The sequence below is a fragment of the Pseudomonas sp. 8209 genome (assembly GCF_028682105.1).
Taxonomy (GTDB): domain Bacteria; phylum Pseudomonadota; class Gammaproteobacteria; order Pseudomonadales; family Pseudomonadaceae; genus Aquipseudomonas; species Aquipseudomonas palmensis.
The window spans coordinates 514,514-534,951 of record NZ_JANIAH010000001.1; the positions used below are offsets into that span (position 1 = coordinate 514,514).

The following is a 20,438-nucleotide window of genomic DNA, read 5'->3' on the forward strand; positions in this document are numbered from 1 at the left end:
GGATAAGGTGAACAGCAGCATGATCGCCACAACAGCACTCGAACCCTCGCACTGGCCGCTGTACCGCGACCTGCGCCTGCAGTCACTGCAGGACTCGCCGGATGCGTTCGGCAGCACCTACGGCTCGGAGGCCACGCGCACCGATGAAGACTGGTCGGCGCGCTTGCAGGCGGCGGCAAGCTCCGGCCAGGGCCGTGCGTTTGTTGCGCTGGAGGGCGAAGCGCCCTGTGGGCTGGTGTGGTGCAAGCTGGCCGGTGCAGGGCCCGGCGTTGCCGAGATATTCCAGATGTGGGTCGACCCGGCCTGCCGCGGGCGCGGCGCCGGACGGGCACTGCTGCAGGCAGCGCTGGACTGGGCCCGCCGCCACGACATGCAGCGGGTACGGCTGGGGGTCACGATTCAGGACAGCCCTGCCATGCACCTGTACACCGCGCTGGGCTTCAAGCCGATTGGGCCACCCGAACCGCTGCGCGCGGGCAGCGCGCTGATGTCCCAGGGCATGGAGCTGGTACTGGATACCGTGCAGGCCCGCAACGACTGACACCGCGCGCCCCTGGCAGAACAGGACCCCGAAACCTAATCGGCAGCAAACAGCTGCTGTTGCCGCGCATACGCCACCAGGCGCTCCTCCAGCTGGTCGGGGTCGAGGTAGAAGCGACTGTCCAGTGCATCCAGCGCGGCCTCGCAGGCCAGGTCGGGCTCATCGGCATAGGTGGGCATGCGCAACTGACGCTCGCCCTGCTCGGCAGGCACTGCCTGGGCGCCGAACAACAGGCCCTTGGCCTCCTCCAGCAGCGCGAGGGTCTGCAACGCGCCGAGTTCGCGTAGCCCCGCGCACGCGCTGGCGTAGTGATCGCCCGAGGAGTTGCCGAAGTACTGGTCGAAACCGCCGTTGTACACCTCGCCCTGCAGCACGTTGACCGCGTAATAGTGCTGCTCGGCCAGTGCCAGCCCGGCAAAGCCCTGGGGCGTGCGGAACACCCGGTCGACCAGCGCAGACCAGTACAGCGCCTGCGGGCTGGCCAGGTACTGCTTGCGCTCCTGGGCGTAGCGCTTGCCGTTCTCGATGTTCTCCCGGTAGCCGCCCTTGCAGGGCATGCACAACCCGCCGGTGCGCGCTGCGGTGCTTGCCAGGATCACGTTGCCGCAGACGCGGCAGGGTTGGTTGTCGCTCATGCGCACCCCATGGTCATTGCGTGGTGAGGGCGCGCCCCTTGCGCGTCGCGCCCAACGTGGCGCACATGCTACAGCGTGCCGGCCTGCGCGATCCAATCGCCTTGGCGCATGGGTTTGGTTTACCCTCGGTGCCGACACCTTGCCCACCCTCGCCCACCCCATGCATTACCGCTTCGAGGCCAAGATGAACCGCATCCCTACCTTCACCACCGCGCGCCTGCAGCTCACGCCCCTGCAATTGAGCGACGCTGCGGCGATCCAGCAACTATTCCCGCAGTGGGAGGTGGTGCGTTATCTCGACAGCCGCGTGCCTTGGCCGTACCCGGACGACGGCGCACTGACGTATGTGCGCGACCTGGCGCTGCCCGCCATGGCGCGTGGCGAGGAATGGCACTGGATGATCCGCCTGGTGCAGAACCCGCTGCAGTGCATCGGCAGCGTGTCGCTGCACGATACCCCCGGCAACCACCGCGGTTTCTGGCTGGCGCCGCAGTGGCAAGGCAAGGGCTACATGCGCGAGGTGTGCGAGGTGATCAACCGCTTCTGGTTCGACACCTTGAATCGCCCGACCCTGCAGGTGCCCAAGGCCGTGAGCAACCTGGCGTCACGGCGCATATCGCTGCGCGAGGGCATGCACCTGCTGCACGTGCAGCCCGGCAATTTCGTCAGTGGGCCGATGCCCCAGGAAACCTGGGAGCTGACGCAGGATGAATGGCGCAAGCGCCGCGGCGACGCCAGCCCCGCAACGCAACCCGCTGGCGAGCTGGAAGCCACCCTGCACTACCTGGAGCAACGCCTGCTGCAGCAGGACGTACGCAGCAACACGGCCTTGCTGTCGACGCTGCTGGCCGATGACTTCATGGAGATTGGCGCCAGCGGCAAGGCCTGGCACAAGGCGGATGTGCTCTCCAGCCTGCCCGTCCAGGCATTCAGGGTGCGCACGATCAGCGATTTTCAGGTACGCCCCCTGGCGCCGGACGTTGCGCTGGTGACCTATACCTGCCACAGCGACACCGCGTCGCTGCGCAGCTCGGTATGGCGCAGGCTCGATGGCCATTGGCAGATGACCTTTCATCAAGGCACCCCGGCCGCGTAATGCCGCAAACGGTGCGGCCCCACCCGCGCCGTTTGCCTGCGGCGCCCATGCGCGGCATCATCTGCCGCCCCTGTACAGCGAGCCACCTCGATGACCGATTACCGCGGGCTGATGCTCGAAGACACCCGGCAAGGCGCCAGCGACGCTGCGCTTGCACAGCTGGAGGCCAGCCTTGGCGCGCCCCTGCCGGCTGACTACCGTGAATTTCTCACGACCTGCAACGGCGCCTACCTCGAGTACGACGTGGCGGTCACCCTGGCCAGCGGCGAACGCGAGCTGATGAGCTTCTCGCTGTACGGGCTGGACCTGGACGGCGAATGGGAGTCGAACCCCTACGAGCTGGAACGCGCACGCCAGCGCCCTGGCTACCCTGCCCACGGCCTGCTGCCGATCGGGCGTGACGGCGGCGCCAGCCTGTTGCTGCTGGACCTGCGCGAGGGGCGCCAGCAGGTGGCCGCGATGGTCGCCGCCCTGCCCGCCTGGACCGGCCGCCGCCAGCAAGGCGACGAATACGTGGTGCTGGCCGAAAGTTTCAACGACTACCTGGCCCTGCTGCATGTGGCCGAAGAGACCATCGTCAACCATATCGACAGCTTCATCATCAGCCAGGACAGTGTGCAGGCCACCCTCGCCTGGCTCGATTCCGGCAGCCGCGGCTGGCGCGAACGCCACCGTGAGCGCTGGAACGCACGGGTAAGCGACTGGCCAATATGACTCCCAGGGAAACACCGCAATGAAGCTGACCAGTCAGATCCGCCCCTACGACAACCAATGGCCCGAGCGCTACCTGGCCGCCAGGGCAGGCATCGCCCAGGGTTTTGGCAGTGAACTGATCGACATCCATCATGTGGGCAGCACGGGCGTACCCGGCCTTGCCGCCAAGCCGGAGATCGACGTGCTGGTGGTGGTCCAGGCGCATCGGGAAACCGCAGCACGCCACGCCCACATGCAGGCTCTGGGGTACGTGCGCGGCTCCGACCTGTCGCCGGGCCACCACTTCTACCGTCGTGATGTCGACGGTATCCGTACCCACAAGGTGCACGTGTGTGCCCAGGGCCACCCACAGATTGCCTGGATGCTGCGCTTTCGCGACCTGCTGCGCAGCGATGACGACCTTCGCCAGCGCTACCAGGCGTTGAAGCTTGAGCTTGAAGCAACCAATCGTGACGGTATCGGCGAGTACCTGGCCGGCAAGGCGCCATTCATCGAGGCCGCGATGCGTGGCCAGGTGCCGTCGCAGGGCGGCGTCTAACGGGCATATCCGCAATCAGTGGCTATGCTTTGCGCGTGATCCACGCACGTTGCGTCATGCGTTGTTCCGCTCATTCAGCCATTACATGGAATGCAGGCTTATGAAATCGATTCGCTCCCTCGCCCACGCCGTTGCCCTCGCCTCACTCATGACCACTGCCAGCTTTGCGGCCCACGCCGCCGAACTGCCGCTGGGCAGCGAAGCACTGCAAGACCACATCAGCACCCAGGTGCTGGCCGTGGACCCGGGCAACTACCGGGTCACGATCGAAGGCCCGAACAACAGCCAGGTGCCTATCCAGCTAAGCGACCAGGCAAAGGACCTGCACAACCTGAAGGTGGGCGACAAGGTCGACATCACGGTGACCCGTGCCGTGGCCTATGTGCTCAACACCAGTGAGGGCGGCGCGCCGAAGGTCACCGACGAGGCCGGCACCGTGCGCGCCACCAAGGACAACCCCAACCCGGGCGGCGAAGCTTTCCGCCAGGTGCGCGTCACCTCCAAGATCACCGCCATCGACCTCGACGCCCATGAAGTGACCCTGCTGCCGCCCCAGGGCAAGGTGAAGGTGGTGAAGGTCGAGGACCCCGAACTGCAGGCGCGCATGAAGAACCTCAAGGTCGGCCAGACGGTCGACGTGGTGTACACCGAAGTGCTGACCGTGAAAACCTCGCGCCCGTGAGGTATGCTCGCCGAGTCGACTGACTCGAACGGCTCTGGCGCGCCGTTCCCGGCCGGATTTCCCCGGCCAGGAACGCACCGCCCACCACCCGATGGCCAGCCGCGCCTGCCACGGGTATTCCATTGGAACACCCCCCTTTTTCACGTCGCTTGACCGTTGCACAGGGGAACCGGGATGAACGCAAAAACAGTGCCTGGCCGCTTGTCATGGGGCCTGCCCTGCCTGCTTGCATTCGCCCTGCTGCTGACCGGCGGCTGCGCCGGCAAGACGGCCGCCAATCGCTATGCCGCCCAGGGTTCCAACTGCTACGCAAAGGCGGTGCCCAGCACTGGCGAAGGCGGCCTGGCCTGGGGCTCGACCCTGGGCCAGGCCCGCAAGAAATCCATGGACAACTGCATGCGCTACGCCAGCCGCTCCGGTGGCACGCCCAGGACCTGCCAGGTGGTACTGGCCCAGTGCAAGGGCCAGTAACGCATCGGCAAGGCGAACCTGTTTGAACGGACGACGCCCCATCGCACCACGTCTTCACTGCTAGGCTGGATTGATACCCACTGCCCAGGTCAGCCCCATGCCCTACTCCCCCGCCGCATTGCAGATGCTCGAACAGCTCGGCATACCGTTGAACGCGGTGATCGAGCGCCATCTGCAGGAGTTCGTCGAAGCCAGCCTGCTGCAGTGGGCCGAGACCGGCCAGGACAACCGAAAGCACGAACTGATCGCCGTGGGCGCTCAGGCCTGGCGCCAGTTGAAAGCGGCTGCCGGTGCCGAGGGCGTGGCGCTTTACCTGGTGTCGGCCTTCAGAAGCGTCGAACGGCAGAAGAGCATCATCCAGCGCAAGCTGGACAAGGGGCAGAGCATCGAGCAGATCCTTGCGGTCTCGGCCCCGCCGTTCTTCAGCGAGCATCACACCGGGCGTGCCGTCGACATAGGCACCCCCGGCTGCACCGACCTGGAGCCCGAATTCGAAGCGACACCGGCATTCAGATGGTTGACCCGCAACGCAGCGACCTATGGCTTCGAGCTGTCGTACCCGCCCGACAATGGCGCAGGCTACGTGTATGAGCCCTGGCACTGGCGCCATGTAGCCAGCTGATTCAGGCGGGCTGCGACGTCGCCGCCCGTGCAACCAGGCGCCGGTGGGCCCACACAGCCACCAGCAGCACCAGGGCACCGGCCACCAGCGCCACACCGAAGCCGGCCCGTGCACCGCTGCCATCCACCACCGGCCCCGATACCGCCGCCCCCACGGCCACACCGATGTTCAAGCCGGCCAGCAGCCAGGTCATGCCCTCGGTCAGACGATGTTCGGGCACCAGCCGCTCGACCAGGGTCATGGCCACGATCAGGGTCGGCGCAAAGAACAGCCCCGCCACCAGCACCGCCACACCCAGGCCCGGCAGGCTGGCGACCAGCAACAGCGGCAGGGTCGTGGCAGCGGTTGCCAGCCCACCCAGCAACAGCAGGCGCGGCAAGGGCACCTGCAGCTTGAGCGCACCGAACAGCAGCCCCGCCACGCACGACCCCACGGCATAGGCCGACAGCACCAGGCTGGCCGCCGCCGGCTGGCCGCGTTGCTCGGCAAAGGCCACGCTGACGATATCCACGGTGCCGACGATCATGCCCATCGCCACCATCAGCAGGGTCAGCAGGCGCACGTTGGCCAGGCGGATCACCGAGCCCGAACGATCCCCGGCAGCTTCCCGGGGCTGGATCGGCGGCTCGGTACTGCGCTGGACGACCAGGGCGAACACACCCAGCACCAGCAACAGTGCGGCCGCAAGCAGGCCCGCCTGGGGCAGTACCACCACCGCCAGGCCCACCGACAGCGGCGGCCCGGCAATGAAGCTGACCTCATCGAACACCGTCTCCAGCGAATACGCCGTCTGCAACTGCGGCTGGCCACGGTACAGGGCCGTCCAGCGCGCGCGCACCATCGCCGACACGCTCGGCATGCACCCTGCCAGCACCGCCCCGATGAACAGCGCCCAGTCGCCAGCCCGTTGCCAGGTGCTGGCCAGCACCAGCAGCAGGCCGAGGAGGCTGATGGCGGTGGCCGCAGGCAACACGCGGCGTTGCCCGAGGCGATCCACCAGGCGCGATACCTGTGGCGACAACAGCGCATAGCTCAGCACGAAGGCCGCCGCCACTGCCCCGGCCAGTGCGTAGCTGCCACGCAATTGCGACAGCAAGGTGATGATGCCGATGCCTGTCATCGGCAGTGCGGTACGCGCCAGCAGCCCGGCCAGGGCAAAGCCCAGGGCGCCCGGCGCGGCAAAAAGGTCTCGATAAGGGTTGGCCATCTGATGCTCCAGGGCGGTGAATTGGCCGCTGACACGGCAGCGCGACAAGTTACATACGGAATGTATGTATAAAAAGCGTATATTCATACGCACCGAATGTAAATAATCATACGCACCGTATGTAAGGAGACACGCCCATGGCTCGCCGCACCCGTGCCGAAATGGAAGAAACCCGCGCCACCTTGATCGCCACCGCCCGCAGCGTGTTCAGCGAACGCGGCTATGCCGATACCTCGATGGATGACCTGACCGCCCAGGCCGGGCTGACCCGCGGCGCGTTGTATCACCACTTCGGCGACAAGCAGGGGCTGCTGGCGGCCGTGGTGGCGTCGATCGACGCCGAGATGGATGCACGCCTGCAGGCGCTCTCCGACACTGCCCAGACGCCCTGGGAAGGCTTTCGCCAGCGGTGCCGGGCCTATCTGGAAATGGCGCTGGAGCCGGATTACCAGCGCATCGTGCTGCGCGATGCCCCAGCCGTGCTGGGGGGCACCTCGACGGACGCGCAACGCCATTGCATCGCGTCGATCCAGGCACTGCTGGAACGGTTGATCGAACAAGGCGTGGTGGCCGAGGCCGACCCGCAGGCCCTGGCCTCGCTGGTCTACGGCAGCCTGGCCGAGGCTGCGGTGTGGATCGCCCAGGGTGATGACGGCGATGCGCGACTGGCGCGCAGCACCGGCGCACTGGAACTGCTGCTGCGCGGGCTGCTGGCCAAACCATAGGGCATCAAGGCCACGCGAGGGTGGCCCGATTGGGGTGACAGCGGCGCACTAGCCCCACTGCAGGTTGAACACCATGAAGTTAAGCACCACCCACACCACCAGCGCCAGATGAGTGAGCTGCAGGCCCTCCTGGCGTATCCAGTAGCCGAACCACAGCCCCCCGAGCAGCATGGCGAAAAGAAAGCCCAGGGCTGCGCTAAGCGCCAGGTTCAACCAGGGCCGGGCTGCGTCCAGGCCGCTGCCCAGCAGCAGGTGGTAGCAGCCCGCCCAGGCGGCCAGCACCGCCCCCGCCTGCAGCAGCACGACGACCATCAATGCCGCCCGGTGCACGGCGGGCGAGTGGATGGCCCGCGAGCACAGGGGCAGGTCGATCGCCGGTGCCTGGCGCAGGGGCGCCATCGACAGCGTGCCCCCGACGGCCGCCGCCGAACTGGCAAAGGCCTGCAGGTTGTTGACCAGGGCGATGCTCAACCACAGGGTGAACCCTGCGGCCAGTACCATCTGAAACATCAGCAGTGAAGTTGCAGTATCCACGAAGCGGTCCTCATCAGTTGTTCAGGGTGTTTGCGCTCAGCGTCCTGCCGGCAGGCGCGCGCCAGGCCAGGGCCTTGTACAGGTCCACGGCGTTGCCATAGGAGGCGGCCTGTGCCCGCGCGATGTCCTGGCGCAGACGCAACAGGTCGCGCTGGCTGTCCTTGACCGCCAGGTAGCTGCCCGAACCTGCGCCATAGCGCTGCTGGGCGATGGCGAACGCCGCCTCGCCATGCCGCGCCGCCTGCACCAGGCCGAGCAGGTGGCGCTGGTGCTCGGCCAACTGCGTGACTGCGCCCTCCACCTCTTCCACCGCCACCAGCAGCACCTGTTCGAAGTGCGCCGCCTCGCCCTGGGCCAGCGCCTGGGTACCGCGAAGGCGCGCCCGCACCGAGCCCAGGTCGAACGCTGGCCAGGTCAGGCCGGGCGTCAGCTCGAACGCCCGCGCCGCACTGCCCAGGTCGCCGTCACGCAAGGCAAAGAAGCCGATGAACCCACCCAGGTTCAAACGTGGGTACAGGTCGGCAGTGGCAGCGCCCACATCCTGCACACGGGCAGCCAGCAGCCGTTCGGCCTGGACCACATCGGGCCGGTTGCGGATCAGCTGATCCACATCCCCCAGTGGCAGCTGGCGCGCCAATGGCATCGGCGGCATGTCACCCAGCGCGATGGCAAAGCTGCCGGGGCGCTGGCCTGTGAGCACCTGCAGCCGGTACAGGCGCCGCTGCAACTGGCTGCGCAGTGGCGCCACAGTCGATTGCGCCAGCAGCAGGTTGCTCTGCGCGCTCTCCAGCGCTTCGGGCAGGCCGGCGCCGGCGTGCAACTGCGCCTGGGTCAACTGCACGGTCTCCTGCCAGCTGCGCACCGCTTCTTCGGCCAGCAGCCCTTGCTGGCGTAGCCCCTGGGCCTCGAAGTAGGCCTGGGCCACCTGGGCCGCGATGCTCAACTGCACCTGCTCCAGGTCGGCCGCGGAGGCCTGCGCACGGGATTGGGCGGCGCGCTCCAGGTGATCGAGGCGGCCGAACAGGTCAAGCTCCCACTGCAGGTCCAGCCCCGCCCGCCACGATTCGGACAGGCTGCGGGCCGGCGGCTGCCCCTGCCTGGCCTGCTGAGCCAGGCTGCGCTGGTAGCTCGCGCTGCTGGTCACCGTCGGCAGGCGCTCCAGCGCCTGTTCATCCACATGGGCACGGGCCAGCAGCAGGCTGGCACGCGCCTGCTCGATGGCGTGGTTGTGGGCCAGGGCGGTTGCGATCAGGCGTTCCAGCTGCGGGTCGTCGAAAAAGGTCCACCAGGCTGACGTCGGCTGCACCGGCGTCGCAGCGAAGGCCTGCGCCTGCGGGCTGACCACATGAATGGGCGCCACCTCGGGGGCGTGATATTGCGGCCCGACGCTACAGGCGGCCTGCAACGCCACGGCGCCCAGCAACAGCGGATAACGGCTGAACCCCTTCATGGCCTTGCCTCCCTGTGCCCAAGCGCAAGGCCCTGCTCGGCCTCCTCCAGTTGCTGCTTGCGCGGGCTGTGCACGCGATGGTCACGGGCCAGCCAGGCATACACCGTGGGCAGCACGAACAAGGTGAACAGCGTGCCTATCAACATGCCGCAGACAATGACCACACCCAGGCCGAAACGGCTGTTGGCACCGGCGCCGCTGGCGAACAGCAGCGGCATCACGCCGAAGGTCATCGCGGCGGTGGTCATCAGTACCGGGCGCAGGCGAATCTGCGCGGCGCGGATGATCGCCCCGGCACGGTCGAGGTTCTCGCGCAGCTGGATCTCGTTGGCGAACTCCACCATCAGAATGCCGTGCTTGCTGATCAGCCCGATCAGGGTCACCAGCCCGATCTGCGTGTAGATATTCAGGGTGGCCCAGCCCAGTGCGAGCGGCAGCAGTGCGCCGCAGATCGACAGCGGCACGGTGACCAGGATGATCAGCGGGTCCACCAGGCTTTCGTACTGGGCCGCGAGCACCAGGTAGATGACCACCATCGCGGCGAGAAACGCCAGCACCAGTGCATTGCCTTCCTGCACATACTGGCGCGACTCGGACTGCCAGTCATGGCTGAACTCCGGCGGCAGTTCGCTGGCCAGCGCCTGCAGAAACGCCACCGCCTGCCCCTGGGAAACCCCCGGTGCCGGGATGGCCTGCAGCGTGCTCGCATTCTGCTGGTCGAACTGCAGCAGCCGGTTGGGCTCGACCGTCATCTGCAGCCGCACCACGGCAGACAACGGCACCAGTTGCCCCGCTTCGCTGCGCACATACTGGCGCTCGAGGGCCTGGGGCGTCAGGCGCTGATCCTGGGTGCTCTGCGGGATCACGTCATACGAGCGGCCATACAGCGCGAAGCGGTTGATGTACTGCTCGCCCACCAGCACGGCCAGGGAGTCGCCGAGGGCCTGCATGCCGATGCCCAGGCTGGCGGCCTTGGCGCGGTCGACCGTCACCTTGACCACCGGGTTGTTGTAGTCCAGGTCGCTGTCCACCACCGCGAACAGGCCGCTGTCGCGGGCACGCTGCTTGAGGGTTTCCATGGTCTGGTACAGCACCGGGTAGTCCTGCGCGCTGCGCAGCACCATCTGCACCGGCAAGCCACCGCTGGAGCCTGGCAGCGAGGCCACCTGGAAGGCAAAGATGCTGCTGCCCTCCACTTCGCTCACGGCCTGCTGCAGGTCGGCCTGGACCTGATCGGCCGAGCGCTCGCGGGCCTGCCACAGGCTGAGGTTGATACCGCCGAAGCTGCTGGCCGGCCCGTCGGTGCCGTTGATGATCCAGGTGTCGGTGGTTTCCGGCAGGCTGTGCATCACCTGGTCGAGCTTGCTGGCGAAGCGCTCGGCATAGTCGAGGCTGGCGTACTGCGGCGACTTGATGGCGGTGAGCACGGCGGCCTGGTCCTCGGGTGGCGCCAGCTCGCGTTGCGGCTGCAGGTACAGCCACGGCAGGCTCAGGCACACCAGCAAGGCGACGCCGCCGCTGACCCAGCGACGCGACAGCGAGTGCGCCAGTGCCCGCCCGTAGGCGCTGGCCAGCCCGCCGAACACCTTCTCGGCAAGCCTGGCCATGCGCCCCTCCTGCTGGCCGGGCTTGAGCAGCAGCGAGCTCATCACCGGCGACAGGGTCAGGGCCACCACCCCCGAGACGATCACCGCCCCGGCCAGGGTCAGGGCGAACTCGCGAAACAGCGTGCCGGTGAGCCCGCCGATCAGGCCGATAGGGGCATACACGGCGGCCAGCGTGAGGGTCATGGCGATCACCGGCCCGGCGATCTCGCGGGCACCGACCAGCGCGGCGGCCACCGGCGTCTGGCCCTCCTCGATATGGCGGTGCACGTTCTCCACCACCACGATCGCGTCGTCCACCACCAGCCCGATGGCCAGCACCATCGCCAGCAGGGTCAGCAGGTTGAGGCTGAAGCCGAACGCCAGCATCAGCCCGGCCGCGCCGAGCATCGACAGCGGGATCGCCAGCACCGGGATGGCCACGCTGCGCAACGAGCCCAGGCACAGCCAGATCACCAGCACCACGATCACGATCGCCTCGACCAGCGTGTGCAGCACTTCCTGGATCGAGGCCTCGATAAAGCGTGCAGTCTCGTAGGCCAGCGCCACGTTGACCCCTGGCGGCAGGGTCTGCTGGATCTGTGGCAGCAGCTTGCGAATGCCGTCGACGATCACCAGCGGGTTGCCCGCAGGCGTCGGGAACAGGCCCAGGTGCACCGCCGGGCGGCCATCCATGGTGGCGCTGGTCTGGGTGGCCGCGGCGCCCAGTTCGACCGTGCCCACATCGCGCAGGCGCACCAGCGCCGTGCCGTCATTGCGAATCACCAGGTCGCGAAAGGCCTCGACACTGGTCAGGTCGGTATCGATGCGTATGTCGGCCAGCACGAACTGGCCGCGTACCTGCCCGGGCGTGGCCTGGTAGTTGTTGCTGCGCACGGCATCGGCCACCTCGGCGGCGGTCACGCCGCGCCCGGCCATGCGTTCGCTGTCCAGCCACAGGCGCATGGCCAGGGTCTGGCCACCGAAGGTCTGGATCTTGGCCACGCCGTCGATGCCGGAAAGCTGCGGCTCGACCACTCGCGACAGGTAGTCGCTGAGTTCGGGAATCGACAGCGTGTCGCTGGCAAAACCCACATAGGCCACGGCGGTGGAATCCCCGGCCGACAGCTCGACCACCGGGTCGTAGGCCTTGTCCGGCAGGCGGTAGCGCACCTGGTTGACCTTGGCCATGGTCTCGCTCAGCGCCTGGGTCGAGTCGCGGTTCAGCTCCATGCGCAGGGTCACCAGGCTGCGGCCCTGCACCGACGACGAAGACAGGTAGTCGATGCCTTCCACCGACGACACCGCCTGGGTGATCGGCTGGGTCACGAAGCCCTGCATCAGTTCGGCCGATGCACCCGGGTATTCGGTGCTGACGGTAATGGTGGCGGTTTCCAGCAACGGGTACTGGCGGATGGGCAGCTTGCCCAGGGCGAACAGGCCGGCCAGCACGATCAGGCTGCTGACCACCAGGGCCAGCACCGGGCGACGCACAAAACTGTCGGTGAACCTCATGAGGCGTCGCCCCCGTCGGCGTTGTGCAGCGTGTCATTGGCCACCTGCTCCACCTGCATGCCGTCACTGAGCTTGAGCTGGCCCGAGACCACCACGCGGTCGCCCGCCTTGAGCCCGGAGGTGACTTCCACCTGGCCCTTCCAGCGCTCGCCGGTGGTCACCTGCACGCGGTGCACGCTCAGGCCGCGTTCCGGGTCGTGGGTGGCAATGAACACGGTCTGGCCGTAGGCGGTATAGGTGATGGCGGTTTCCGGCACGGCCATCACCCGGGTCGGCTGCGCCGCCGCGAGCTGCACGCTGGCGTACATGCCGGCCTGCAACTGCCCGTCCGGGTTGGCCAGGGTGGCCTGCACCCATACTGCGCGCGCCTTGCCCACCATCGGGTCGATGGCGTTGATGCGCGCCGCAAAGGTCTTTTGCGGCAGTGCATCCACCGCCAGGGCTGCGGTCTGCCCCACCTGCAAGCCCGGGGCGGCATGCTCGGCCAGCGAGAAGTTCACCCGCAGTTGCGTGGCGTCCACCAGGCTGGCCACGGCGTCACCGGCATTCAGGTACTGGCCTTGATGCACGCGACGGATGCCCAGCTTGCCGGCAAAGGGGGCCCGGATCGCCTTCTGCGCAATCCGTGCATCGACCTGCTGCAGTTCGCCCTCGGCCATCTGCACGGCGGCGGTGGCGTTGTCGAGTTGCTCCTGGGTAGTGACATTGGCGGTGCGCAGCTTGCCGATGCGCTGATGCAGGGTGCGGGCATTGCGCAGCTGTGCGCTCAGGCGCACCCTGTCGGCCTGCTCGGGGGCATCGTTGAGCTGCACCAGCAGTTGCCCGGCCTTGACCCTTTGCCCCGACTCGAAGGCGATGCGCGTGATGCGCCCGGTGGTTTCCGCGGCCACCTGCACCTGGTGGGCGGCTTCCAGCTCGCCGGCCGCGAAGGTCTGGCGGGGCGCCTCACGCGAGGTGACGGTGGCCAGCGCGACCTTGGTCACCGGCCACGCCGCAGTGGCGTGCGCCGTCGAGTCCTTTCTGGTCAGCAGCATGACGACGGCCAGCACGCACACAACAGCGGCGCCCCCTCCCAACAGCATCCTCTTGCCCATCTTTGCTCCGCTCATCGGTGTGGTGTGTTCGCTGCACAGCGCATCCCGTGCCGACGGCTGGCATCGGCACGGCAAAGCGGTTGCAGGAAAGATCGGGCCGGACTATAAAACCTCAACTTAACTTGAGGTCAACACACGTGGCGGCAGAAAAGACGATGGATGGTGCGCGCTCGCTCACCATCGGCGAGGTGGCCAGGCGCAGTGGCGTGCCGATTTCCACCTTGCACTTCTACGAGTCCAAGGGGTTGATCGCCAGCACGCGCAATGCCGGCAACCAGCGGCGATTTCCAGCGTTGGTGCTGCGCAGCATCGCGATCATCAAGGTGGCGCAGCGCACCGGGATTCCGCTGGAAGAGATCAAGCACGCGATGAGCCGCTACCCACCCAACAGCAAATTGACGGCGGCGCAGTGGGGTGAGATGTCATCGGCCTGGCGCGAGAACCTGAATGCGCGCATCCGGACGCTGGAGGCATTGAGAGACAGCCTGGACAACTGCATCGGTTGTGGCTGCCTGTCGCTGGATGATTGCCCGTTGCGCAACCCGGGGGATGCGCTGGGGCAGGATGGACCGGGGCCGAGGATTCTGGAAGGGGCTGCCGGGGGGTAGGCGCAAGGGTTGCGGGTGGTGTGGCTGATGCACCGTGCACGCAGGTTCTGCGACCGCTTCGCGCTCGTTCGCCAGCAATGCTGGCTCCTACAGCCCTGGGGCTTCTGCCCGAAGGGCGTAGGAGCGGGCCTTGCCCGCGAACTGGCGCGCAGCGCCAGCAAAACCTGCGAACGCGATCTGGCTGATGCATCGCACACGCAGGTTCTGCGACCGCTTCGCGCTCGTTCGCCAGCAATGCTGGCTCCTACAGCCCTGTGGCTTCTGCCCGAAGGGCGTAGGAGCGGGCCTTGCCCGCGAACTGGCGCGCAGCGCCAGCAAAACCTGCAAACGCGATCTGGCTGATGCATCGCGCACGATCGTCGGCCAGCAGCAGCCCACCTGCACGCCTGTGGTTTCAAACGGAGCGACAGCGCTCCATCAATCGATCCATATGGAGCGCAGTCACTCCATATAACCAAGCCCCGCTGCGGCCAGTTTCGCCACCTCAAGGGTGCCGCCCGGCGGTTGATGGTCTTCGAGCAGCCAGCTGACCGACAGGCCCGTCCACGCGAGCACCCACTGCAACAACCGACGAGGTTCCATGCCGCTGGCCTTGGCGACGATCTCGACCCGGTGCGCGAAGCGCCCCGGTACCAGCGCCTGCTCACCATCGGGATTGCAGAAAATGTTCGCGTAATCGAAGCCCCGCTCGCCATACAGCCCCTTGGGGTCGATGGCGAGCCAGCCGGCTGCGCCGAAATCGAGCACGTTGCCGTGGTGGATGTCGCCATGCAGTACCCCCACATCGCGCGGCGCGGCCAGCAGTTCGCGGGCGGTGCTGGCGCAGTGCAGCAGAAGACCGCCGTGCCTGTCGGCCCCGTGCCACAACCCCTCGAACCACTGCTCCAGTGGCACCAGAGCGGGCATGGGCGTGGCGCGCGGTGCGTGCAGGCGGGCGGCAACCGCGCAAAGAATGCGCGTGGCCTGCTCGTCGTGCCCGTCCTTGACCATCTGCGTCAGTGCATCCGTACCTTGCGCGCGCACCATAAGAAGGGCTTGGCCGTCGTGAGCCAGTACCGGCGCTGCCCCCTCGCCCTGCCACCACGCCATGAGCAGGCTGCCCGCCTGTTCTTCGGCAACGTGCGAAATCTTCAGCATCGCTGGCCTGCCCTGCTGGCGCACCGGCAGCAGGGTGCCGTTCAGCGAGTCGAACGGCTCGCCATCAACAGTCAGTTGCCAGCGCTTGAGATAGTCGTCAAACATGCCGTGGCCTGGGTAGCGAGGCGATCATCTGGTCAAAGGCCTCCAGCGCATAGCGCCCTTCCAGGCGCTGCAACGTGGGCAACTGCGCGGGCAAACCGAATTGCACCCTGCCGGGCAGCACCTGCTCGATGGCGCCGTACCAGTTCAGCACTGCTTCCTGCAGGCGCACGTGCAGCTCGAACCTGCTGCGCCGACGCGTGCTGTCGGCCCGGGCCCGCTCCCGTGCCAGCTGTGGGTCGATGCGCGCAACCAGGTAGGCGTCGGCAAAGCCGATGCGCCCTTGAGCGAAGGTCTGGCGGGTGGCGTCCAGTTCCACCTGCCAGTCGCGCTCACTGGCCTCGCCGATCTGCCACAGGCTCCAGATGTAATGCAGCTTGAGCGGGTCGCTGTCGCATACGGCCCGCGAACGGCGCTGCTCCATGGCCAGCGCCGCCTGCCAGCGATCGACGTTGCGTTCGGCCCAGAACCCAGCCGCCCCGAGCGGATCTGCCGCGCGATCGGGCTCGTTCTCAAAACGCCCGTTTTCGGCAATCAACTGTTGCTCGGCGTGACTTGTGCACCAGGTGGTCTTGCCACTGGCGCTGATACCTTCGACTACCACAATCATTGCAACTGCCACTCCGTTGAACAGGGCTTGCTGCAAAGCCCAAAACCGGCCGACATCATACAAGCCGCCGAGCGTGTGCAATACACAGGTGCGTGCACCACCCCATCCGCAGGATAAGAAGAACTGATAAGGCATGAGGCCTAATCATTGGATCTGATACGGCTCACCGTTCAAGAATGCGCACCTGTTCTGCTCCCCCTGCCTTCTGGAGAAATACATGTCGTTTGTCGTGCCTGTTCTTGACCCGCAGATTGCAGAGATAGCACCGGGGTTCCGTGCCATGAGCATCTGCGTCAAAGCCACGCCGATCACCCGGCCCGAGGTGGCGACCAACGCCCTGACGCAGGCCTGTGAGGCGGTCACAGCCGGCGCCCCGGACTGGGCAGAGGCGCACCTTGCGGCATGGGCAAACACCTTCCGGCTGTTCGGCGCCAAGCCGCAGCGCACGCCGTGCTCGGCCGAGGCACTGCGCAAGCGCGTGCTGCGCGACGCCGTGCTGCCGAGCATCGACCCCATTGTCGACCTGTACAACGCCATCAGCCTCAGGTTCGCCGTGCCGGTCGGCGGCGAGAATTTCGCTGCCTACATAGGTGTGCCGCGTTTGACCGTTGCCACCGGTACGGAGCTGTTCGACACCATCAAGGACGGCAGCGCCGCCAACGAATCGCCCGACAAGGGTGAAGTGATCTGGCGCGACGACCTGGGTGTGACGTGTCGGCGCTGGAACTGGCGCCAGGGAACCCGAACGCGCCTGGACGCCGATGCAGAACAGATGTGGTTCATCCTCGAAAGCCTGCCTGCAATGCCCCTGGAGGCACTGCAAGCCGCGGCTGACGAACTGGGCACCGGGCTTTTGCAGATGATGCCGGGTGCCACGATCGACCGGCAGTTGATCGAACTCTACTGAGTTGTGCGCGCCGAGGGTCAGAGCCGGTGAACCCTGATCTCGACCCCCTCCTCGGGGTCGGGCACCCGAAAGTGGCTGGTGATCAGATCGAACTCGGCGTCGGTCGCGGCGAACTCATGCTCGGCGCGGCCGTTGCGAAGGTGCAGCCTGGCCCGGCAAGTTTCATCGCTTGCCTCGATGTAGTGAACGCAGTGCGGCACCTGTGCGGCGTCGGCCAGGGCGCGCAGCCATTGGCGATCGGCAGGCGTGTTGGCCGGAAAGTCCAGCACCACGCTGGTGCCCGCCCTGAGCATGTCGGTAACCAGCGGCCCCATCACCGCCCGCACCTGGCGGGCAAGGCGCACGTAGTCGGCCACCGAGTGGATCTGCTGCGGGTACAGCCTGGAGAGCCAGTGATCCTCGCTCAGCAAGATCGCCGCGTGTTCGGTTGCCAGGGCCTTGGCCAGTGTCGACTTGCCGGAGGCGATCTTGCCGCACATCAGATGAAGCGTCGGGGTGGCCATGGCGTTGTCCTGATTGATGAGCCGCCATGATGCCGTGCCGGCGCTTGCCCCCACAACAGTGGAACGCGCTCAGAGGTTCATGCCGATGGCCAGCCGGTTGAACGCATTCATCAACGCCACGGCCAAGGTCAGGTCGGAAATCTCGACGTCGGAAAAATGGGCTTTCAAGGGCTCGTACAACGCATCGGGTGCGCCCTTTTCGCTGACGTGGGTCAGCGTCTCGGCCCAGGCCAGTGCGGCGCGCTCGCGCTCGTTGAACAGCCCACTGATGCGCCAGCCGGCCAGGCAATCGAGCTTGGCTTGCGCCACCTCGCTGTCACGCAGGGTTTGCGAATGCTTGCCCAGGCAGAAGGCGCAGCCGTTGATCTGCGAAATGCGCAGGTACACCAGTTCGATCAATGGCAGGCCCAGGGAACTGGCGGCCAGTGCGTTGTTGGTGGCGAGCAGGCCTTGGTAGGCCTCAGGCGACAGGGAAGCGAACGGCAGTCTGAGTTGGCTCATGGTGAAACTCCAGTGAAGTGAAAGGGATCAGGCGCAAACCTGTGGGTTGAACAAGGGCTCCAGCGCCAGGCGAGCGCGGCCGGCGTCGATTGCGCTACGCACCGCCTGCTCGCTGCCCACCAGGCCCTGCAGGTAGGTGAAGTGCAGGTCGAACAGCCCGAGGGTGTTGAGTACATGGCGCAGGTACGGCGTGAGAAAGTCTGGTTGGCGCGCCGCCTCGCCCTGGTGAATGCCACCGGAGCCCACCAGCACGTACACCGGGCGGTCGCGCAGCAAACCGACCTTGCCCTGCGGGCCGGCACTGAAGGTGCGGTGAATGCGCAGCACGTAGTCGATCCACAGCTTGAGCGCGGCCGGCAGCATGAAGTTGTGCATGGGCGTTGCAATCAGCAGCACATCGCTGCGCTCCAGTTCCTGGATCAACGCCTCGGACACCGCGAAAGTGGGTGCGTCGAATGGCGTGCGGGTGGTCAGGGCGCGGGCGTAATCGGTATCGAGCGGGGGCAGCGGGCTCGCGCCCAGATCACGCTCGATCAGTTGCAGCCCGGGGTGGCGCCGGCGCAAGGTGGCCACCAGCTCCAGCGCCAGTTGATTGGCATGGGACACCGCCCCCTGCGGGCTGGCGTTGAGCAGCAGTATGTTGTTCATTGCGGGCTCCCCGGCTTAAGGCTTTGGGTAAAGTGCATGCCACGGGCCAGCAACCCCTGGCGAAAATAGAAGCGCTGGGCCAGCGGCATGTGCAGGCCGGTATCCAGCACGAAGTGATCGCAACCGCGCTGCAGCGCCTCGTCACGCACGGCGCTCAGCAACTGCGCGCCCAGGCCGCCGCGTTGCAGGTCGGGGCTTACCACCAGGTCATCGACATAGATGAAGCGCCCGTACAACAGGTTTTCCAGCGGGCGGTAGCCTGCCAGGCCCACCACCTGTTCACCCTCCCATGCTGCCAGCAAGCGATAGCCTTGGGCGGCCTGGCGCTGCAGTTGCGCCACATAGGCGGCCAGGTCAGTGAGGTGCGGGCGCAGTACACGCATCAGTTCAAAGCTGGCTTCAAAGGCTGCGTGGCTTTCGAGGTGTTGAAGGGTGTAGGCCATGGTCGTCGTCCGCTTTTCAAGAGCGCCCACTTTAAGCAAGCAATGGCTTAAGCTACAGGGCCGAAAAATGAATAAACGACTAGGCCAAGATGCTTTCCTTCGAACTGGACCGCAGCCAGCAGGCGCCGATCTATCGCCAGCTCTACCAGCGCTTTCGCGAATCCATCGCCGACGGCCGCCTGCGCCCAGGTGATCGCGTGCCGGCCGTTCGCGCCCTGGCCGCCGAGCTGAACCTGGCGCGGGGCACCGTGGAGGCGGCCTACCAGTTGTTGATCGGCGAAGGCTACCTGATGGCGCGCGGCGCCGCCGGCACGGTGGTCACCCCGCAACTGACCCCGGTTGCCCCACCCCAGCTAGGCCATGGCCTGGCCGCCAGCACCTACCCGACCACCCATTCCGGCGAGCTGCCACTGCCCTTGCAGATGGGCCTGCCGGCCCTGGACGCCTTCCCGCGCAAGCTGTGGACCCGGCTGGCCGGCCGGCAACTGCGTCAAGGCGGCCTGGAAAGCCTGGTGTACCCGGACCCACGCGGCCACGCACCGCTACGGGCGGCGATTGCCACTTACCTGGGCATCTCGCGGGGCATCACCTGCCGCCCCGAGCAGGTGTTCGTGTGCGCCGGCTATCGCGCCTGCCTCGACCTGATTTGCCATACGCTGATGCAGCCGGGCGACCGCTGCTGGCTCGAGGAACCCGGCTACTTCATGGCCCGCAACGCCCTGCAGGAAGCCGGCGCGCAGCTGGTGCCCGTCAGCGTGGACGACCAGGGCCTGGATGTGGAACAGGGCATCGCCCGCGCGGTGGATGCGCGCTTTGCCGTGGTCACCCCCACCCACCAGAGCCCGCTGGGCGTGTCGCTGTCGCTGCCGCGCCGGCTGGCGCTGCTGGCGTGGGCCAACCGGCAAGGCAGCTGGATCATCGAGGACGACTACGACAGCGAATACCGTTATCGCGGCAAGCCCCTGCCCGCCCTCAAGAGCCTCGACCAGCAGGGCCGCGTGCTCTACACCGGCACCTTCAGCAAGGTGCTGTTCCCCGGATTGCGTCTGGCCTACCTGGTGGTGCCGGCGCAGCAATGCGAGGCCTTCGCCCGCCAGGCCGACCGGCTGCACAACCACTGCCCTCACCTGCTGCAGGCCACCGCGGCGGCGTTTATCAACGAAGGCCACTTTGCGCGGCACCTGAACAAGATGCGCAATCTGTACGCCCGGCGCCGGCAATGGCTGATCGAGGCATTGCAGCAGCAGTTGGGCGAGCGTTTGCTGATCGATACCCAGGCAGGCGGCATGCACCTGGTAGCCGGTTTGCCCGGCGTGGACGATGTAAAACTGGCCAAGCGCGCACGGGCCGCCGGGCTGGCGGTGGAGCCGCTATCGCAGTGGTACCTGGCAGGTGCGCCCAGGCACGGGCTGGTAATGGGGTTTACCAATGTTGCCAGTGCGCAGCAGGCGGCGATGGTGGCGCGGGAACTGGCTCGGCTTGCATAGGGGCAGCAACCCCTATCAGAGCAAACCCGGCTAGGCACGACGAGGGGGCAAAGGCGGATGCTATTGCTCACCGCATCTTCAGGAG

General features: G+C 66.8%; 24 protein-coding genes and 1 pseudogene. 13 read left to right on the forward strand and 12 right to left on the reverse strand.

The window, feature by feature from the left end; genetic code table 11:
* The first annotated feature begins 19 nt into the window (after positions 1 to 19).
* Positions 20 to 541, forward strand: a complete 522-nt coding sequence (locus NP552_RS02250; RefSeq protein ID WP_043861419.1) for a GNAT family N-acetyltransferase — start codon at positions 20 to 22, stop codon at positions 539 to 541.
* A gap of 35 nt (positions 542 to 576) precedes the next feature.
* Here NP552_RS02250 and NP552_RS02255 read toward each other — a convergent pair whose 3' ends face one another.
* Entirely contained in the window at positions 577 to 1,176 is a 600-nt protein-coding gene (locus NP552_RS02255) for a DMP19 family protein (protein ID WP_274096356.1), read from the reverse strand.
* A gap of 184 nt (positions 1,177 to 1,360) precedes the next feature.
* On the opposite strand from NP552_RS02255, the pseudogene NP552_RS02260 reads away from it, so the two are divergent.
* From NP552_RS02260 to NP552_RS02290, 7 genes and pseudogenes are all read left to right on the forward strand, one after another.
* Positions 1,361 to 1,903, forward strand: a pseudogene (locus tag NP552_RS02260) (GNAT family N-acetyltransferase); the annotation flags it as partial.
* 69 nt (positions 1,904 to 1,972) lie between these two features.
* A complete protein-coding gene (locus tag NP552_RS02265) occupies positions 1,973 to 2,272 on the forward strand; it encodes a nuclear transport factor 2 family protein (RefSeq protein ID WP_255001320.1) in 300 nt (99 codons plus the stop codon).
* Between the two features lie 90 nt (positions 2,273 to 2,362).
* Entirely contained in the window at positions 2,363 to 2,986 is a 624-nt protein-coding gene (locus NP552_RS02270; protein ID WP_054914615.1) for an SMI1/KNR4 family protein, read from the forward strand.
* 19 nt (positions 2,987 to 3,005) lie between these two features.
* Positions 3,006 to 3,524: a GrpB family protein gene (locus NP552_RS02275; RefSeq protein WP_054914616.1), complete on the forward strand. Its 519-nt coding sequence runs from the start codon at positions 3,006 to 3,008 to the stop codon at positions 3,522 to 3,524.
* Between the two features lie 100 nt (positions 3,525 to 3,624).
* Entirely contained in the window at positions 3,625 to 4,206 is a 582-nt protein-coding gene (locus NP552_RS02280) for a hypothetical protein (RefSeq protein ID WP_100632819.1), read from the forward strand.
* Positions 4,207 to 4,380: 174 nt separating this feature from the next.
* Positions 4,381 to 4,677: a hypothetical protein gene (locus NP552_RS02285; RefSeq protein WP_088514983.1), complete on the forward strand. Its 297-nt coding sequence runs from the start codon at positions 4,381 to 4,383 to the stop codon at positions 4,675 to 4,677.
* A 97-nt stretch (positions 4,678 to 4,774) separates the two neighbouring features.
* On the forward strand, positions 4,775 to 5,299 hold the full coding sequence (locus NP552_RS02290) for a M15 family metallopeptidase (protein WP_274096357.1): 525 nt from the start codon (positions 4,775 to 4,777) through the stop codon (positions 5,297 to 5,299).
* Position 5,300: 1 nt separating this feature from the next.
* Here the strand turns inward: NP552_RS02290 and NP552_RS02295 are convergent, their stop codons facing one another.
* Positions 5,301 to 6,506, reverse strand: coding sequence for an MFS transporter (locus NP552_RS02295; RefSeq protein WP_274096358.1), 1,206 nt, complete (start codon positions 6,504 to 6,506; stop codon positions 5,301 to 5,303).
* Positions 6,507 to 6,643: 137 nt separating this feature from the next.
* Here NP552_RS02295 and NP552_RS02300 point away from each other — a divergent pair, with 137 nt between their 5' ends.
* The gene (locus NP552_RS02300; protein ID WP_274096359.1) at positions 6,644 to 7,231 is read left to right on the forward strand and encodes a TetR/AcrR family transcriptional regulator; all 588 of its coding nucleotides are present in this window, start codon (positions 6,644 to 6,646) and stop codon (positions 7,229 to 7,231) included.
* 48 nt (positions 7,232 to 7,279) lie between these two features.
* Here NP552_RS02300 and NP552_RS02305 read toward each other — a convergent pair whose 3' ends face one another.
* Genes NP552_RS02305 through NP552_RS02320 form a run of 4 tightly spaced genes read right to left on the reverse strand, consistent with a single transcriptional unit; the run spans position 7,280 to position 13,407 of the window.
* A complete protein-coding gene (locus NP552_RS02305) occupies positions 7,280 to 7,765 on the reverse strand; it encodes a DUF2165 family protein (RefSeq protein ID WP_123752552.1) in 486 nt (161 codons plus the stop codon).
* Positions 7,766 to 7,778: 13 nt separating this feature from the next.
* Positions 7,779 to 9,215, reverse strand: a complete 1,437-nt coding sequence (locus NP552_RS02310) for an efflux transporter outer membrane subunit (protein WP_213605686.1) — start codon at positions 9,213 to 9,215, stop codon at positions 7,779 to 7,781.
* Complete coding sequence (locus NP552_RS02315) at positions 9,212 to 12,313, reverse strand: MexW/MexI family multidrug efflux RND transporter permease subunit (protein ID WP_088514989.1); 3,102 nt, start codon at positions 12,311 to 12,313, stop codon at positions 9,212 to 9,214. The genes NP552_RS02310 and NP552_RS02315 overlap by 4 nt, the downstream gene beginning before the upstream one ends.
* Positions 12,310 to 13,407 (reverse strand): efflux RND transporter periplasmic adaptor subunit, encoded by a 1,098-nt coding sequence (locus NP552_RS02320; protein ID WP_078480324.1) that lies wholly within the window; start codon positions 13,405 to 13,407, stop codon positions 12,310 to 12,312. Before NP552_RS02320 ends, NP552_RS02315 begins: the two co-directional genes overlap by 4 nt.
* A gap of 155 nt (positions 13,408 to 13,562) precedes the next feature.
* Between NP552_RS02320 and soxR the strand changes: the two genes are divergently transcribed.
* A complete protein-coding gene (gene soxR / locus NP552_RS02325) occupies positions 13,563 to 14,015 on the forward strand; it encodes a redox-sensitive transcriptional activator SoxR (RefSeq protein WP_058540094.1) in 453 nt (150 codons plus the stop codon).
* Positions 14,016 to 14,145: 130 nt separating this feature from the next.
* Positions 14,146 to 14,469 (forward strand): hypothetical protein, encoded by a 324-nt coding sequence (locus tag NP552_RS02330; RefSeq protein ID WP_274096361.1) that lies wholly within the window; start codon positions 14,146 to 14,148, stop codon positions 14,467 to 14,469.
* On the opposite strand, the gene NP552_RS02335 is transcribed toward NP552_RS02330, so the two are convergent.
* On the reverse strand, positions 14,457 to 15,257 hold the full coding sequence (locus NP552_RS02335) for an aminoglycoside phosphotransferase family protein (protein ID WP_210015376.1): 801 nt from the start codon (positions 15,255 to 15,257) through the stop codon (positions 14,457 to 14,459). The genes NP552_RS02330 and NP552_RS02335 overlap by 13 nt on opposite strands.
* Positions 15,250 to 15,864 (reverse strand): hypothetical protein, encoded by a 615-nt coding sequence (locus NP552_RS02340; protein WP_210015377.1) that lies wholly within the window; start codon positions 15,862 to 15,864, stop codon positions 15,250 to 15,252. The genes NP552_RS02335 and NP552_RS02340 overlap by 8 nt, the downstream gene beginning before the upstream one ends.
* Positions 15,865 to 16,081: 217 nt before the next feature.
* Between NP552_RS02340 and NP552_RS02345 the strand changes: the two genes are divergently transcribed.
* Entirely contained in the window at positions 16,082 to 16,771 is a 690-nt protein-coding gene (locus tag NP552_RS02345; protein WP_210015378.1) for a B3/B4 domain-containing protein, read from the forward strand.
* A gap of 17 nt (positions 16,772 to 16,788) precedes the next feature.
* Here NP552_RS02345 and NP552_RS02350 read toward each other — a convergent pair whose 3' ends face one another.
* From NP552_RS02350 to NP552_RS02365, 4 genes are all read right to left on the reverse strand, one after another.
* Positions 16,789 to 17,274, reverse strand: coding sequence for an AAA family ATPase (locus NP552_RS02350; RefSeq protein ID WP_210015379.1), 486 nt, complete (start codon positions 17,272 to 17,274; stop codon positions 16,789 to 16,791).
* Positions 17,275 to 17,343: 69 nt separating this feature from the next.
* A complete protein-coding gene (locus tag NP552_RS02355) occupies positions 17,344 to 17,775 on the reverse strand; it encodes a carboxymuconolactone decarboxylase family protein (protein ID WP_043861401.1) in 432 nt (143 codons plus the stop codon).
* A 27-nt stretch (positions 17,776 to 17,802) separates the two neighbouring features.
* A complete protein-coding gene (locus NP552_RS02360; RefSeq protein ID WP_123752546.1) occupies positions 17,803 to 18,423 on the reverse strand; it encodes an FMN-dependent NADH-azoreductase in 621 nt (206 codons plus the stop codon).
* The gene (locus NP552_RS02365; RefSeq protein ID WP_100632830.1) at positions 18,420 to 18,866 is read right to left on the reverse strand and encodes a GNAT family N-acetyltransferase; all 447 of its coding nucleotides are present in this window, start codon (positions 18,864 to 18,866) and stop codon (positions 18,420 to 18,422) included. The genes NP552_RS02360 and NP552_RS02365 overlap by 4 nt, the downstream gene beginning before the upstream one ends.
* A gap of 89 nt (positions 18,867 to 18,955) precedes the next feature.
* Between NP552_RS02365 and pdxR the strand changes: the two genes are divergently transcribed.
* The gene (pdxR, locus tag NP552_RS02370; RefSeq protein WP_274096362.1) at positions 18,956 to 20,353 is read left to right on the forward strand and encodes a MocR-like pyridoxine biosynthesis transcription factor PdxR; all 1,398 of its coding nucleotides are present in this window, start codon (positions 18,956 to 18,958) and stop codon (positions 20,351 to 20,353) included.
* The last annotated feature ends 85 nt before the right edge of the window (positions 20,354 to 20,438 follow it).

Excerpts from the sequence above, each read along its gene's own strand:
- NP552_RS02250 (WP_043861419.1), top strand. The coding sequence starts at position 20 with ATGATCGCCACAACAGCACTCGAACCCTCGCACTGGCCGCTGTACCGC.
- NP552_RS02255 (WP_274096356.1), bottom strand. The coding sequence starts at position 1,176 with ATGAGCGACAACCAACCCTGCCGCGTCTGCGGCAACGTGATCCTGGCA.
- NP552_RS02270 (WP_054914615.1), top strand. The coding sequence starts at position 2,363 with ATGACCGATTACCGCGGGCTGATGCTCGAAGACACCCGGCAAGGCGCC.
- NP552_RS02275 (WP_054914616.1), top strand. The coding sequence starts at position 3,006 with ATGAAGCTGACCAGTCAGATCCGCCCCTACGACAACCAATGGCCCGAG.
- NP552_RS02280 (WP_100632819.1), top strand. The coding sequence starts at position 3,625 with ATGAAATCGATTCGCTCCCTCGCCCACGCCGTTGCCCTCGCCTCACTC.
- NP552_RS02285 (WP_088514983.1), top strand. The coding sequence starts at position 4,381 with ATGAACGCAAAAACAGTGCCTGGCCGCTTGTCATGGGGCCTGCCCTGC.
- NP552_RS02290 (WP_274096357.1), top strand. The coding sequence starts at position 4,775 with ATGCCCTACTCCCCCGCCGCATTGCAGATGCTCGAACAGCTCGGCATA.
- NP552_RS02295 (WP_274096358.1), bottom strand. The coding sequence starts at position 6,506 with ATGGCCAACCCTTATCGAGACCTTTTTGCCGCGCCGGGCGCCCTGGGC.
- NP552_RS02300 (WP_274096359.1), top strand. The coding sequence starts at position 6,644 with ATGGCTCGCCGCACCCGTGCCGAAATGGAAGAAACCCGCGCCACCTTG.
- NP552_RS02310 (WP_213605686.1), bottom strand. The coding sequence starts at position 9,215 with ATGAAGGGGTTCAGCCGTTATCCGCTGTTGCTGGGCGCCGTGGCGTTG.
- NP552_RS02315 (WP_088514989.1), bottom strand. The coding sequence starts at position 12,313 with ATGAGGTTCACCGACAGTTTTGTGCGTCGCCCGGTGCTGGCCCTGGTG.
- NP552_RS02320 (WP_078480324.1), bottom strand. The coding sequence starts at position 13,407 with ATGGGCAAGAGGATGCTGTTGGGAGGGGGCGCCGCTGTTGTGTGCGTG.
- soxR (WP_058540094.1), top strand. The coding sequence starts at position 13,563 with ATGGATGGTGCGCGCTCGCTCACCATCGGCGAGGTGGCCAGGCGCAGT.
- NP552_RS02335 (WP_210015376.1), bottom strand. The coding sequence starts at position 15,257 with ATGTTTGACGACTATCTCAAGCGCTGGCAACTGACTGTTGATGGCGAG.
- NP552_RS02340 (WP_210015377.1), bottom strand. The coding sequence starts at position 15,864 with ATGATTGTGGTAGTCGAAGGTATCAGCGCCAGTGGCAAGACCACCTGG.
- NP552_RS02345 (WP_210015378.1), top strand. The coding sequence starts at position 16,082 with ATGTCGTTTGTCGTGCCTGTTCTTGACCCGCAGATTGCAGAGATAGCA.
- NP552_RS02350 (WP_210015379.1), bottom strand. The coding sequence starts at position 17,274 with ATGGCCACCCCGACGCTTCATCTGATGTGCGGCAAGATCGCCTCCGGC.
- NP552_RS02355 (WP_043861401.1), bottom strand. The coding sequence starts at position 17,775 with ATGAGCCAACTCAGACTGCCGTTCGCTTCCCTGTCGCCTGAGGCCTAC.
- NP552_RS02360 (WP_123752546.1), bottom strand. The coding sequence starts at position 18,423 with ATGAACAACATACTGCTGCTCAACGCCAGCCCGCAGGGGGCGGTGTCC.
- NP552_RS02365 (WP_100632830.1), bottom strand. The coding sequence starts at position 18,866 with ATGGCCTACACCCTTCAACACCTCGAAAGCCACGCAGCCTTTGAAGCC.
- pdxR (WP_274096362.1), top strand. The coding sequence starts at position 18,956 with ATGCTTTCCTTCGAACTGGACCGCAGCCAGCAGGCGCCGATCTATCGC.